Raw genomic sequence first — 13,900 nt, 5'->3', positions numbered from 1 at the left:
GCTTTTTTATGTCAAATTATCCACTTCTTGCCCATAAAAAAAGCCCCTGTTATACAGAGGCTTTTTGTTTTTTTGTAAGGCTTTTTCTAGTATTCTCCTTCCGCTTCATTGCTTCCCATAAGGACATCCACTACACGAGAGAATATATTTTTAATACCAGGTTTATCTTTACCTCCTCCACTTCTTCCAGCATCTCCGCTAGAATCTCCAATGGTAGTAGGTTCATGTTCTTCCGTAGGAATAGCTTGGTCTAATTGTTCATAATACACCTGTACTAGACCAATAGCCGTAGCGAAAGATGGATCATGAATTTCTTCTGAAGCTTGGGAATTTTGAACGACCATGGGAACACCTACGCGGCATTCTAGGTCAGTTATTTTTTGGAATAACTCAGCTATATCGGGTAATTGGGCACCACCACCACAAAGTACTATCCCGCTTTTGAATGATTGTGGATCGCCAATTTTACTGATTTCTGCCACAATTTTAGCAGCTAATTCTTTTAAACGCTCTTCTAATATGATGGCTAAGTTTTTCACAGAAACAGGTGTTGGTTTACGACCAGCAATACCCGGAATCATGACAACTTCATTGATATCAATTAATTTACTAATGGCAGAGCCAAAAGTAGTTTTTAAGGCTTCTGCATTTTCTAGAGAAACATTTAACCCTATGCGGATATCCTCCGTCAAGCGATCTCCACCCCAGTTTAACACACTAGCTTGAACTAAGACTTTGTTTTGATACACACTGATTTCTGTAGTACCACTACCAATATCAACTAAAACAACTCCTTCTTCTTTTTCTTCAGGACTTAAAACTGCAGTAGATGCAGCAATGGGACTGAAATAGACATTCCCTTTTTTAATGTGATCCGATTCAGCCGCTACTAAGCATTGTACTAATAAACCATATTTATCTGGATTGGCTGTGACCACCATGAAGTCGGCTTGGATTTTTTGTCCAATTTGACCTACAGGGTCCGTGGTTGTGGGTAAATTATCTACTTTGAAACCAATTGGAAGTGTATGCAATAAGCAAGGATTCTTCTCTAAAACAGGCTTTTTAGCCTCTTCTATCAAGGCATGAATTTCTTGAAGAGAAACAGCTTCCCGCGGATTTTTACGAACCTTAATGCTGGTATAAGGCTGCACATTGATGTGGCTGCCGGATAAATTAGACGAAAAATAATAATCGGTATTTTTGCCTTCAAGGGCTCCAGAAATCTTTTTTAAAGCTTCTGCAATGGCCGCAGAGGTCTTATTGATGTTAACAATTTCACCACGTAAAATATGCCCAACAGTATTGGCTTTGCCAGAGGCAATGATCTCTAATTTTCCTGAAGCATTTTGTCTGCCAGCTACTGCTCTAACGAAGGAGCTACCAATGTCCAATCCGATGATTAAATCGTTCCGCATAATTTGTTATTGAAGATTACTCAAGCTTACAAGGAAGCCATAAAGGTTTAAAAATAGCTATTTTGACTAATAATCGCAAATAACCTGATTCTTATATTTTAAGCGTACCCAGCGATACGTATTCCAACCTTTATTCGGGATAATTTTCTTATAAAATAGGGCTAGCTTTTTAAATTTTGTGTCAATATTTATAGGTAATCCAAAGTCGACCCGCGTTACCCCTAAGGTAGGAATCATCACCACTCCACCATCTTCTGCAACTTCTAATTGAGAGATTTGGGCTCTCCAAAATTCATTGTTATTGATGAATTCAAATAGTTCTATCAAATGTTTTCCTTTGACATCACTTAGATTTTTCCGATTCTTCTTAAAAAATGCACCAGAAACGACCAAGATTCTAGGAGTAAAAAGAGGACTGGTGCCAATGAACTTGCCATCTTGAGTTACATATTGATCGCTTAAACTTGATTGATCTACTGTATTTCTCAAAATACGAGCAATGGGGCTATATTCTTTCACGGAAATGATGATTTTGCCCGAGAAATCATAATGAGCTTCACAGGATTTCACCAAGGGAATACGCTTAACACGCTCTTCCATTTGATGTAAGGAGATATTTTGCAAGTATTTGCCTACATAATACCGAGTACCTTGTTCGGTAACCACATTATTGATATCCTTTTTCCCAAGAAGAGGTCTTTCATTTTCGGAATCTAATTTGACGACAATCCCGGTACATTGAATGTCATTATAGGATAAATCCGAATAAATGACGGCTGCAGTCCCCATGCCCAACAAGATGATTAAGCTGATTAATCGTTTGATTATTGCCCACTTACTTGTGTTTAATAGAGCCATGTAATGTAGTTTGTTTTAATTTATTGTAATGAGCCTCTTAAGTCGGTCAAAAGTAGATCAATATCTCCTGCTCCCATAGTCACCAATAATCGAGGTTTTTGCTGTTCAATTGCATGTTTCAAACCTTCCTTGCTGATGCATTGTTTCTTTTCCAGGCTGATTAATTCCAATAATTTTTCTGAGCTTACTCCAGGGATGGGAAGTTCTCTAGCTGGGTAAATATCTAACAAATATAATTCATCTGCCAAGGAAAGGCTTTGCGCAAAATCAGCTAAAAAATCCCTTGTTCTAGAAAATAGGTGCGGCTGGAAAACAGCTACAATTTTTTCGTTTGGATATAAAGCCCTGACTGAATTTAGGCAAGCAGCAATTTCTGTTGGATGATGAGCATAATCATCGATCATCACATGTTCATCTGTTTCCACATGGTATTCAAATCTTCTTTTAACACCTTTGAAGCTAGCAATTCCTGATTTGATTTCCTCTCCAGTTAAACCGACTTGCATCGCTAAAGCCGCTGCCGCTAGGGCATTCTCAATGTTATGAAAACCAGGAATGCGCATGGGTATATCCTTGATTTCTCCTGCTGGATAAATCATATCAAAGACCATCCGATGATTTTGAATACGAATATTAATAGCTTGGAAATCTCCAGATTCAATGCCAAATGTGGCATTTCTCTGTTTGGAAGCTAAATCTAAGCCTACTTTTTGAATGAAAAAACCTTGATCTTGAATCTGACTTACAAACAATTGAAAAGACTCAACCACTTGTTCTGAGGCTCCATAAATATCCAAATGGTCCGCATCCGTTGATGTTACTACCGCAGCATAAGGATGTAAGGTTAAAAAAGAACGGTCATATTCATCCGCTTCTACCACGCAAATGATATTTTCTTTATCCTTATTTGGGATAAAGTTGGTGCCATAGTTTTGTGTAATTCCACCCAAAAATGCAGTTACATTTTTGTTGGCATGAATTAATAAATGCGTCAATAGAGAAGAGGTGGTAGTTTTACCATGCGTTCCAGCCACCGCTAAAGTGGGTATTTGCTCGGTAATCCAGCCTAAAATTTCTGATCTTTTATATAATGGTATGCCTAATCCCAATAAGTAATTTTTCTCGACATGATCCGCAGGAATGGCAGGGGTATAAATGAAAAGACTATGTGCCGTATCAGCTAAAATCTCGGTAGGAATACAAGCAATATCATCAGTGTAATGGATTTGCATGCCTTCCTGACTTAATGTTTTTGTCAGTGGGCTTTCTGTTTTATCATATCCTGCCACTGGAAACCCATTGTGTAAAAACCAACGGGCTATGGCCGACATACCAATTCCACCTATTCCAAGGAAATAGACATATTTTAAATCTTTCAGTTGAATATTACTTTTCATGCAGTGTCAACAAGGCTAGAATGTTGGTAGCTATATCGTGTGCGGCCGATGGTTTGGCCATGGATTTACTTTGTTTTTCTATTTGAGCAATGAGTTCTTTGTTTTGAAGACAAGCAATGGCTTCTTGGACAAGCTTTGTTTTAGCTTCGACATCTTTAACTAAAATAGCGGCTCCTTCGCTAACTAAACTTATGGCATTTTGGGTTTGGTGGTCTTCAGCGGCCCTAGGTAAAGGAACAAGAATACTAGCTTTTCCCACTAAACAAATTTCGGAAACAGATAGGGCTCCAGCTCTGGAAATGACTAAATCAGCCGCGGCATAGGCTAAATCCATTTCGTAAATAAAGGCAGAAATATAGGCATGCAAGTCAGATTGATTTTGAGCAGAAACTTTGGCTTCTTGCTCAAATGGAATACCTGTCTGCCAAATGATTTGTACTTGCGAATTGACCAATTGCTCTAATCCAGCTTGTATAGCCAAATTGATTGTTCTTGCCCCTTGGCTTCCCCCGATGATCAATATGCAGGGTTTGTCTGTTTGTAAACCAAAGTGCGCAATAGCTTTCTCTTTTTTACCCGCTTGATCGATGAGGTCTTTGCGGACAGGATTCCCTAAATACTGGATTTTCTCTTTGGGAAAGAATATTTCCATATTGGGGTAGGCCACAAAAATACGTTGAGCTTTGGAAGCTAAAAACTTATTGGTGATGCCTGCAAATGAATTCTGCTCTTGAATAACGTAGGGAATTCCCTTTATCCAAGCCGCCAATAACATAGGTCCAGAGGCATAACCACCCACTCCAACGGCCATATCGGGTTTGAATTCATTTAAAATGGCAAAGGCTTTGGATAGACTTTTGATGAGTTTGAAAGGAAATAACAAGTTTTTCATCATGTGCTGACGGTTGATACCCACAATGGGTAAACCCACAATCTTAAAACCAGCTTTAGGTACTTTTTCCATTTCCATTTTCCCCTCTGCTCCTACAAAGAGAAATTCACTGTTTGGAGCAATTTCTTGTATGGCAGATGCAATGGCAATAGCTGGATAAATATGTCCTCCCGTACCCCCTCCTGAAATGATGATTCTTTTTGGTTTCACTAAATAATCGTTTTTAAATCTTTGGTTTCTTGGTCTTTATCTCGACTTACGGATAGGATAAGTCCAATACTAATGGCTGTAAATATCAAAGATGTCCCCCCAGCAGAAACCATGGGCATGGGTTGGCCTGTTACTGGACCAGCACCTACGGCGACCAGCATATTGATGAATGCTTGAAATACAATGGAGAAGGTGAGGCCTGCCGACAGTAATCCACCAAAGGGTTTGCCACTGTGCCTTACGGCATTGGCACCTCGATACATGAGCCAAAGGAAAAAGAGTGGGATGAAAATAGCCACTACAATTCCGTATTCTTCAACGATGATCGCATAAACAAAATCCGATTCAGCTTGGGAAAGGAAGTAGCGTTGCTGGCTACGACCTGGACCTTTGGGACTTAAAGCACCCGTGGCAATGGCGTAGTAACTACGATATAGTTGGTAATCCTCGTCTTTTTTATCAACAGATTTGCTGTCCTTTTTACCTACACGATTACTGAAGTTGGCAATCCTAGCTTTAACTGTTTTTGCTCGTTGACCAATTTCTAAAGTTACCACCAAGCTTGCTAGCACAGCCACGGAGGCAATGATATAGCCAATTTGCTTCCAAGGAACACGACCAAAAATCATTAGAATGATACTGGTTAAGAAGATCAAAATGCTTGTGGAAAAGTTAGATAGCATGATGAGAAAGCAAGTGATTCCGATTTTAATCAATAACCAGAGGAAAAACTGCCAATTATAGGCTTCAGGATTGGATTGTCGCGTGGAGAAATCTTTGGCAAGACTTCCAATCAAACATAATTTGGCCATGTCAGAAGGCATGAAGGAGATGGGCCCGATTTCCAACCAACGGCTAGCCCCGCCTTTACTTTCTCCAAAAACAAAGGCAACAAGAATTAGTATCCAAGAGAACAATAGAGCTACATGGCTGTATTGAGCAAATTTCAGGTAGTTCTGACGGGAAAACCAGGACATTAAGATGAAGGAAAAAACCAATATCACCATGGACTTGATGAAACTGAAAATGGGGTCCATGGGATTCATCATGACCATCCTGCCTTTGGCAGAAAACTGAATCAGTAAACCAAAGGCATTCAGTACAAATACGATGAACCATATTTGGTAATCACCTGCCAGTTTGGACTTGATGAATTCTGAAATTCTATTTTCCATCGGTGAGAGTTTTTACCATTGCTTTAAATTGATTTCCCCGGTCTTCATAGTTTTTGAATAAATCAAAACTTGCACAGGCAGGAGAAAGTAGTACTATATCTCCAGATTGTCCCCATTCCAAACTTTTTTGAACGGCGGATTGTAGCTTATCCGTTGAAAATAAAGAGGAACAAATAGGTCCAAAATGTGATACTAATTTTTGATTATCTGTACCCAAACAAATTATTCCCTTCACTTTTTCTTTGACTAAATCATCTAGGACTTCATATTCATTTCCTTTGTCAACGCCTCCAATCAACAAAATAATGGGCTGTTTAAAGCTGTTTAAGGCGTAGAATACAGCATCCACGTTGGTTGCTTTGGAATCATTGATAAACTGTATCCCTTTCCAATGACCACAAGGTTCTAGACGGTGAGGGGCATTCTCAAAAGTTAATAGAGATTGGTGTATTGACTCAGCACTAATTCCCACAGCCTCAGCAGCTAGAATTGCAGCCGACATATTAATGGCATTGTGGGGACCCTTTAGAGGAGCATTATCCAGAGCTAATTGAAAATGGGAAGAACCTTTGATGTCATGTTGTTGAATCAGCATGTCGGCTGTATCATCATCAAAGCTAATGGTTCTTACCTGAGCTTGATGAGGCAAAGAACTAGCATGTGATTGCAATACGGGATCACCTGACCAAAATATGCAGGTTGTATTTGGTTTCGCATTTTGGAAAATGCGGAATTTCGATTGAATATAATTTTCAAATTGGTATTCGTAGCGGTCTAAATGATCGGGTGTGATATTCAACAACACGGCTACATCTGGTGCAAATTGAAAGCAACGATCTAATTGAAAGCTGGAAATTTCCAAAACATAATAATCATGTTGGTTTTCCATGACTTGTTTGGCAAAACTATGTCCAATGTTTCCTGCGAGACCGACCTTTAATCCTGCATCTTTGAGCAAATGATAGGTAAGCAGGGTAGTAGTGGTCTTACCATTACTACCGGTGATAGCAATAATTTTAGCCTGCGTATATCGGGAGGCAAATTCTATTTCTGAAACTAAAGAAATGTTTTTGTGCTTGATTTCTTTAACGATTGGGCTTTTCTCAGGAATACCAGGACTGATGATAATCTCCTGAGCATCCAATATTTTATCCATGGAATGCGAGCCTTGTTCAAAAGGAATTTGTGCATCCAATAAACTTTGCTGGTATTCAGGTTTTAGTTGCCCTTGATCAGATAAAAATACGTCGAAGCCTTCATGTTTGGCCAACAGGGCAGCCCCTACGCCACTTTCACCTCCGCCTAGGACTACGATTTTTGACATTCGCTTAAAAAAGAAAGGAAAATTAAAGATATAAACTAATACAAGTTAGAAAATGTCTCGGACTAATGAAAATGCGAGAGTAGACTTCTGGGATAAAAATTGTCATTTTTTTTAATCCGCCCTTACAATGGAATGTGCGGATTTAGAAGGATAAATATAATGGAGTATAATCGTATTATTTATCCATTCTTTTGTTGCAAAGGGCTAAAAAAAAGACCAGCTAGAATAGCTGGTCTTTTGATATTTCGATGGTTTTGGAATTAAGCCAAAGCCACACGTTTGAAAGTTGAGATAGTCAAACCTTTTTGAGTTTGCTCTAACAACTGACGAATGTTGATTGAAGAATCTTTAACGAATTGTTGGTTCAATAAAGTAGATTCTTTGTAGAATTTCTCCAATTTACCTACGGCAATTTTCTCCAACATCGCTTCAGGCTTACCTTCTTGACGAGCTTGATCTTTTCCGATTTCGATTTCGCGTTGAATTGTTTCCGCATCAACACCATCTTTATCTAAAGCTACTGGCTTCATTGCAGTGATTTGCATCGCGATATCTTTACCTACTTCAGAAACATCAGTTCCTTCAACACCTTCGAATGCTACTAAAACACCGATTTTGTTGTTTGAGTGAATGTAAGATACTACTTTCTCAGCATCAATGTTTTCATAGGCAGCTAAAGTGATTTTCTCACCAATTTTACCTGTTAATTCAATGATGTGACCTTCTACTGAACGACCGTCTGAAAGAGGCTCAGCTAAAAGAGCAGAAGCACTAGGAGCGTGTGATTTCACAGCAGCTTCTAAAATGCTTTGAGCTAAGTTATTGAAATCGGCTACTTTAGAAACTGGTTCAGTTTCACAAGCTAAAGCGATTAATTTACCATTTGAATGATCGGCTGAAAGCGCTACGAGTACTACTCCCTCGTTGGTTGCATTTTCAGCACGTTTTGCGGCTACCTTTTGACCAGCTTTGCGAAGAATGTCGATGGCTGCTTCGAAATCGCCTTCGGCTTCAGTCAAAGCTTTTTTGCAATCCATCATTCCGGCGCCAGTCATTTGGCGTAATTTATTAACGTCTGCGGCTGTAATTGACATTTTATGAATATGTTTATTCTTGTTCTGCTTCTTTTTCGTACTTAGCGGCTACTTTAGCTGCTTCTTGTGATTCCTCATCAGCAATACGCTTTGATTCCTCTTCTTCAGCTAAACGAGCATCGTCTTTATCTTGTTTTCTTTCAGCTAAACCTTCTTCGATAGCTTTACCAATAGCAGCTGTAATAACCGCGATTGACTTGTAAGCATCATCGTTTGCAGGGATAGGGAAATCAACTAAATCTGGATTTGAGTTGGTATCACACATCGCGAAAACTGGGATACCCAATTTTTTTGCTTCTTCAACAGCAATGTGCTCACGCTTAACGTCAACAACAAAAAGAGCAGCTGGAAGACGAGTTAATTCAGTGATACCACCTAAAACACGCTTCAATTTCTCTTCTTCACGAGTCATCATTAAACGCTCACGCTTAGCAAGAGTTTTAACGATTACTTCGTCTTTTAACATTTTGTCGATGCTAGACATCTTCTTGATGGACTTACGTACCGTCGCGAAGTTTGTCAACATACCACCTAACCAACGATCAGTTACGTAAGGCATTTTTAATTTTTCTGCTTCAGCAGATACCACTTCTTGCGCTTGCTTTTTAGTAGCAACGAACATGATCTTACGACCAGAACGAACGATAGTACGCATAGCTGCAGTAGCTTCGTCTAAACAAGAAAGAGTTTTATTAAGATCGATGATGTGAATCCCGTTCTTCTCCATGAAGATGTAAGGAGCCATTTTAGGGTCCCACTTACGGGTAAGGTGTCCAAAGTGTACACCTGCATCTAATAATTCATTGTAGCTTAATTGTGCCATTTTTTGAGTTTAAGAATGAGGAAAAATAAAAATGTGGAAAAGGCATCGGCAACAGACAAGCCCTTTCCACGCAATTTGGGATTAACGCTTAGAGAATTGGAATCTCTTACGCGCCTTTCTTCTACCTGGTTTCTTACGTTCTACCATGCGTGGATCACGCGTTAGGAAACCTTCTTTTTTCAAAGGTGAACGTAATTCCGAGTCTTGCGTTTGCAATGCACGAGAAATAGCTAAGCGTAAAGCTTCAGCTTGTCCTTTGATTCCACCACCATCTACGTTGGCGGTTACGTCAAAAGAACCTAATGTGTTGGTTAATGCGAAAGGCTGATTAACGACAATCTGAAGAATTTCAGATGGGAAGTAATCAGTCATCGTACGGCCGTTGATTTTAATCTGGCCTTTACCAGGGGTCATTGAAATACGGGCGATTGCCGTCTTTCTTCTACCGATTTTGCTTGTTAATTCTGCCATTTGATTGAGGATTGACCTATTTTTGGGTCATATTGTCCGTTAAAACTTTATTTCTTTTGGTTGTTGAGCTGCATGTGGGTGCTCGGTACCAGCATATACAAATAGGTTAGTGAACAATTCACGTCCTAAACGATTTTTTGGTAACATACCTTTCACCGCAGATTCTATCACACCGCGTGGGTTCTTAACTAACACCTCACGTGGAGTAGCAAAACGCTGTCCACCTGGATATCCTGTGTGACGGATGTACACCTTGTCAGTCATTTTCTTTCCTGTCAAGCGAACTTTCTCCGCATTGATCACAATGACATTATCACCACAATCTACGTGTGGAGTAAATGAAGGCTTGTGCTTGCCACGAATAATTTTTGCGATTTCAGAACATAAACGTCCTAAAACTTGATTTTCAGCATCTACCACCACCCAGTCTTTCTGTACTGTAGCCTTATTGGCGGAGATGGTTTTGTAACTTAAAGTATCCACTATAGTATTGTTTAACTGTTGAATCGCACCATCAAGACCACGGAATTTGTCTTAAGGATTTGATTATGACCTATTTTGCAACTAAACGGGCATTCAATCGAAAAATGGGAGTGCAAATTTAGAAATTCAAAGACTAATATCCAAGCGAGATATCAAAAAATAAAAATATATGTCCATAAACAAAAAAGGAGGCTATTGCCTCCTTTTTTGTTTATCAGTTTAAGCTCTTATAAATTGCTTAAATCAAAAGTGTCCATAAAGGCTGTGGTGAATTTACCCGATTGAAAACCCGGATCATCCATTAACTTGATATGGAATGGAATCGTAGTTTTAATTCCTTCTATGACAAATTCTTGTAAAGCGCGTTTCATGCGTAACAAGACTTCCTCTCTGCTTTGACCGCTAACAATAACCTTTGCAATCATGGAGTCATAATTAGGAGGAATCGTATAGCCTGAGTAAACATGGGAGTCAATACGCACGCCATGTCCACCTGGTAAATGTAAATTGGTGATTTTACCTGGGGATGGACGGAAGCCATTGGCCGGATCTTCCGCGTTAATACGGCATTCTAGAGCGTATAATTTAGGGAAGTAGTTTTGGCCAGAAATAGCTATTCCTGCTGCTACCTTAATTTGTTCCTTAATTAAATCGAAATCTGTTACCTCTTCCGTAATTGGGTGTTCTACTTGAATACGAGTATTCATTTCCATGAAGTAGAAATCTCCATTTTTGTCCACTAAAAACTCAATGGTTCCTGCTCCTTCATATTTAATCGCTGCTGCACCTGCTACTGCGGCTGCTCCCATACGAGAACGCAAATCTTCGGTTAAGGCAGGTGAAGGGGTTTCTTCACACAGTTTTTGGTGACGACGCTGAATGGAACAATCACGTTCTGATAAGTGACAAACCGTTCCGAATTTATCTCCAACAACTTGAATTTCAATATGACGTGGTTCTTCTACAAATTTCTCCATGTACATACCATCATTTCCAAATGCTGCGGCAGCTTCCATTTTGGCATCATCCCAAAGTTTGGCAAACTCAGATTCTTCACGTATGATACGCATACCACGTCCACCACCACCAGCCGTAGCTTTGATGATAACAGGATATTTGATTTTTTTGGCCAATTCAATGGCTTCTTCCACCGTATCCAATAAACCATCTGAACCAGGAATCACAGGTACTCCTGCTTTTTTCATGGTATCTTTGGCTGTAGCTTTATCTCCCATGGAATTGATCATTTCGGCAGATGCTCCAATGAACTTGATTCCATGCTCTTCACAAATGCGAGAAAATTCTGCATTTTCAGATAAAAAGCCATATCCCGGGTGAATGGCGTCTGCGCCAGTCACTTCAGCTGCTGAAATAATAGCAGGAATACTTAAATAAGATTGTTTACTAGGAGGGGGGCCAATACAAACCGCCTCATCCGCAAAACGAACATGCAAACTATCGCGATCTGCTGTAGAAAACACAGCCACCGTTTTGATGCCCATCTCCTTGCAGGTACGAATAATACGAAGGGCTATCTCCCCACGATTCGCAATGAGTATTTTTTTAAACATAGTAATTCTTTTTTGGCGCGCTCTTCACTTGTTAAAGTGGAGCGTTTATTATGCTTTTTCTACTAAGAAAAGGGGTTGGTCAAATTCAACGGGTGTGGCATTGTCCACTAAAATTTTCACGATTTTACCTGATACTTCAGCATCGATCTCGTTGAATAATTTCATTGCCTCAATCATACAAACTGTTTTACCAGGTTCGATGCTTGATCCAACTTCTACATAATTACCTTTATCTGGCCCTGGAGCTAAATAAATTGTTCCGATCATCGGAGATTTTACTGTATATAAATTGTCTGCTACTGGAGCTGGAGCTGCTGCAGGAGCCGCTGGTGCAGCTGCTGCTACTGCTGGCGCTGGTGCAGCTGTAGGTGCTGGTGTATGTACAACCTGTACACTTGGAGCAGCTTCTCCATGTTTTTTAACAGAAACTTTTAATCCTTCAGTTTCAATACTTACCTCTGCTAGAGGTGATTTAGCGATATAATCCAGTAATCGCTGTATTTCTTTGGTGTCCATTCTAGATAGTATTAGGTTTACCTGCTTGCACTTATGGTACAAATGTAATAAAAATGAGATAAGCTGTTTATTTTACTCGTTCCGCGTATGCGTAAGTACGTGTATCTACTTTAATCACTTCGTCTTGTTCGATAAAAATAGGAACGGTGATGGTAGCGCCAGTCTCTACGGTAGCGGGTTTTTTAGGTGAGTTAGCCGTATCTCCACGAACGCCTGGTTCAGTGTAAGTTACTTTTAATTCAACGAAAGGAGGTAATTCACAAGAAATAGCCTCGTCATTCTCTGTATTAATTAAGATTTCTACTTCTTGGCCTTCTTTCATCAAATCTGCCATCACCACTAAATTGTCGTTAAGCAAAATTTGTTCAAAAGATTCATTGTCCATGAAGTTATAGCCATATTCATCTTTATAAATGAATTGAAACTTTCTTCTTTCCACGCGTACTGGGTAAATACTAACTCCCGAGTTAAACGTATTGTCAATCACTTTACCCGATGTTAGGGATCTCAATTTCGTACGAACGAAAGCTGGACCTTTACCTGGTTTTACGTGTAAAAATTCGACAATGGAAAATAAGTCATCGTTGTATTTGATAACCATTCCATTTTTAATGTCTGCTGTAGTTGCCATGTATGTAATGTAAAATTATTTCGGATCGTAAGCCCACTTTACATAAGCTGATGCCCAAGTAAAGCCTCCACCGAAAGCTGCTAAAATTAAATTATCTCCTTTTTTTAATTGGTTCTCATAATCCCAAAGACACAATGGAATAGTAGCAGCCGTGGTATTACCATAGCGCTGAATATTCAACATCACTTTGTCTTCTCCGATGTTCATGCGATTAGCAGTGGCATCAATAATGCGCTTGTTAGCCTGATGAGGGACCAAGTAGGCAATATCATCGCCTGTCAACTGGTTTCTCTCCATGATTTCAGCAGAAATATCTGCCATACGAGTTACGGCAAATTTGAAAACAGATTGCCCTTCTTGGCGAATATAATGAAGTTTTTGATCGATGGTTTCATGTGTAGGAGGGTATGCACTTCCGCCTCCTTTTTGCATCAAACTTTCGCATCCTTCTCCATCTGATTTTAAAATAAAATCTTGTACACCTGTTCCATCTTGGCTTGGTTCCAACATCACTGCACCAGCACCATCTCCGAAAAGGATGCAAGTAGTTCGGTCGGTATAGTCTACGATAGCAGACATTTTATCAGCTCCAACGATAATTACCTTCTTATAACGCCCCGATTCAATAAAAGCGGTCCCTGTTCCTAAAGCATTTAAAAAGCCAGAACATGCCGCAGCTAAATCAAAAGAAGCTGTTTCGCGGATACCCACCGATTTACAAATCAGGTTGGCACATGAAGGGAAGAAATAATCAGGAGTAACAGTAGCACAAATTAGTAAATCTACTTCCTCAGGTTTCGTATTGGTTTTCTTCAATAAGTCCGTAACGGCTTTGGCTCCCATATAAGAAGTTCCCAGCCCTTCGCCTTTCAGAATTCTACGTTCTTTGATTCCTGTACGAGTGGTAATCCATTCGTCGTTAGTTTCTACTAACTTTTCTAACTCTTCGTTGGTCAACACATAGTCCGGTACATATCCTGCTACTCCGGTAATGGCTGCGTTTATTTTATGAGTCATGTTTCTTTAACCTAAATCTT

Annotated in this window: 14 protein-coding genes; all 14 read right to left on the bottom strand. The window is 39.6% G+C overall.

The genetic code is table 11. From position 1 onward, the window contains the following. Window positions 1–86: 86 nt before the first annotated feature. Complete coding sequence (ftsA, locus tag G9H60_RS03805; protein ID WP_223142791.1) at window positions 87–1,418, bottom strand: cell division protein FtsA; 1,332 nt, start codon at window positions 1,416–1,418, stop codon at window positions 87–89. Window positions 1,419–1,484: 66 nt separating this feature from the next. Further along, on the bottom strand, window positions 1,485–2,276 hold the full coding sequence (locus G9H60_RS03800; protein ID WP_223142790.1) for a cell division protein FtsQ/DivIB: 792 nt from the start codon (window positions 2,274–2,276) through the stop codon (window positions 1,485–1,487). A 20-nt stretch (window positions 2,277–2,296) separates the two neighbouring features. Next, entirely contained in the window at window positions 2,297–3,673 is a 1,377-nt protein-coding gene (gene murC, locus G9H60_RS03795) for a UDP-N-acetylmuramate--L-alanine ligase (protein ID WP_223142789.1), read from the bottom strand. Next, window positions 3,663–4,775, bottom strand: a complete 1,113-nt coding sequence (gene murG / locus G9H60_RS03790) for an undecaprenyldiphospho-muramoylpentapeptide beta-N-acetylglucosaminyltransferase (RefSeq protein ID WP_223142788.1) — start codon at window positions 4,773–4,775, stop codon at window positions 3,663–3,665. The genes murC and murG overlap by 11 nt, the downstream gene beginning before the upstream one ends. Then, window positions 4,775–5,950 (bottom strand): FtsW/RodA/SpoVE family cell cycle protein, encoded by a 1,176-nt coding sequence (locus G9H60_RS03785; protein ID WP_223142787.1) that lies wholly within the window; start codon window positions 5,948–5,950, stop codon window positions 4,775–4,777. Before G9H60_RS03785 ends, murG begins: the two co-directional genes overlap by 1 nt. Continuing rightward, entirely contained in the window at window positions 5,940–7,274 is a 1,335-nt protein-coding gene (gene murD / locus G9H60_RS03780) for a UDP-N-acetylmuramoyl-L-alanine--D-glutamate ligase (RefSeq protein ID WP_223142786.1), read from the bottom strand. The genes G9H60_RS03785 and murD overlap by 11 nt, the downstream gene beginning before the upstream one ends. Window positions 7,275–7,534: 260 nt before the next feature. After that, complete coding sequence (gene tsf, locus G9H60_RS03775; protein WP_223142785.1) at window positions 7,535–8,368, bottom strand: translation elongation factor Ts; 834 nt, start codon at window positions 8,366–8,368, stop codon at window positions 7,535–7,537. Between the two features lie 13 nt (window positions 8,369–8,381). Then, complete coding sequence (gene rpsB, locus G9H60_RS03770) at window positions 8,382–9,191, bottom strand: 30S ribosomal protein S2 (protein ID WP_166374641.1); 810 nt, start codon at window positions 9,189–9,191, stop codon at window positions 8,382–8,384. Between the two features lie 81 nt (window positions 9,192–9,272). Continuing rightward, a complete protein-coding gene (gene rpsI, locus G9H60_RS03765) occupies window positions 9,273–9,662 on the bottom strand; it encodes a 30S ribosomal protein S9 (protein ID WP_109322236.1) in 390 nt (129 codons plus the stop codon). A gap of 39 nt (window positions 9,663–9,701) precedes the next feature. Continuing rightward, the gene (rplM, locus tag G9H60_RS03760) at window positions 9,702–10,145 is read right to left on the bottom strand and encodes a 50S ribosomal protein L13 (protein ID WP_109322237.1); all 444 of its coding nucleotides are present in this window, start codon (window positions 10,143–10,145) and stop codon (window positions 9,702–9,704) included. Window positions 10,146–10,372: 227 nt separating this feature from the next. Further along, on the bottom strand, window positions 10,373–11,716 hold the full coding sequence (gene accC / locus G9H60_RS03755) for an acetyl-CoA carboxylase biotin carboxylase subunit (protein ID WP_223142784.1): 1,344 nt from the start codon (window positions 11,714–11,716) through the stop codon (window positions 10,373–10,375). 48 nt (window positions 11,717–11,764) lie between these two features. Next, window positions 11,765–12,232, bottom strand: a complete 468-nt coding sequence (accB, locus tag G9H60_RS03750; RefSeq protein ID WP_223142783.1) for an acetyl-CoA carboxylase biotin carboxyl carrier protein — start codon at window positions 12,230–12,232, stop codon at window positions 11,765–11,767. A 67-nt stretch (window positions 12,233–12,299) separates the two neighbouring features. Next, entirely contained in the window at window positions 12,300–12,863 is a 564-nt protein-coding gene (gene efp, locus G9H60_RS03745; protein WP_109322240.1) for an elongation factor P, read from the bottom strand. Window positions 12,864–12,878: 15 nt separating this feature from the next. Continuing rightward, complete coding sequence (locus G9H60_RS03740; protein WP_223142782.1) at window positions 12,879–13,880, bottom strand: beta-ketoacyl-ACP synthase III; 1,002 nt, start codon at window positions 13,878–13,880, stop codon at window positions 12,879–12,881. Between the last annotated feature and the right edge of the window lie 20 nt (window positions 13,881–13,900).

Source organism: Aquirufa aurantiipilula (genome assembly GCF_019923745.1).
Taxonomy (GTDB): domain Bacteria; phylum Bacteroidota; class Bacteroidia; order Cytophagales; family Spirosomataceae; genus Aquirufa; species Aquirufa aurantiipilula.
This window is presented reverse-complemented; position numbering and strand designations above follow the sequence as displayed.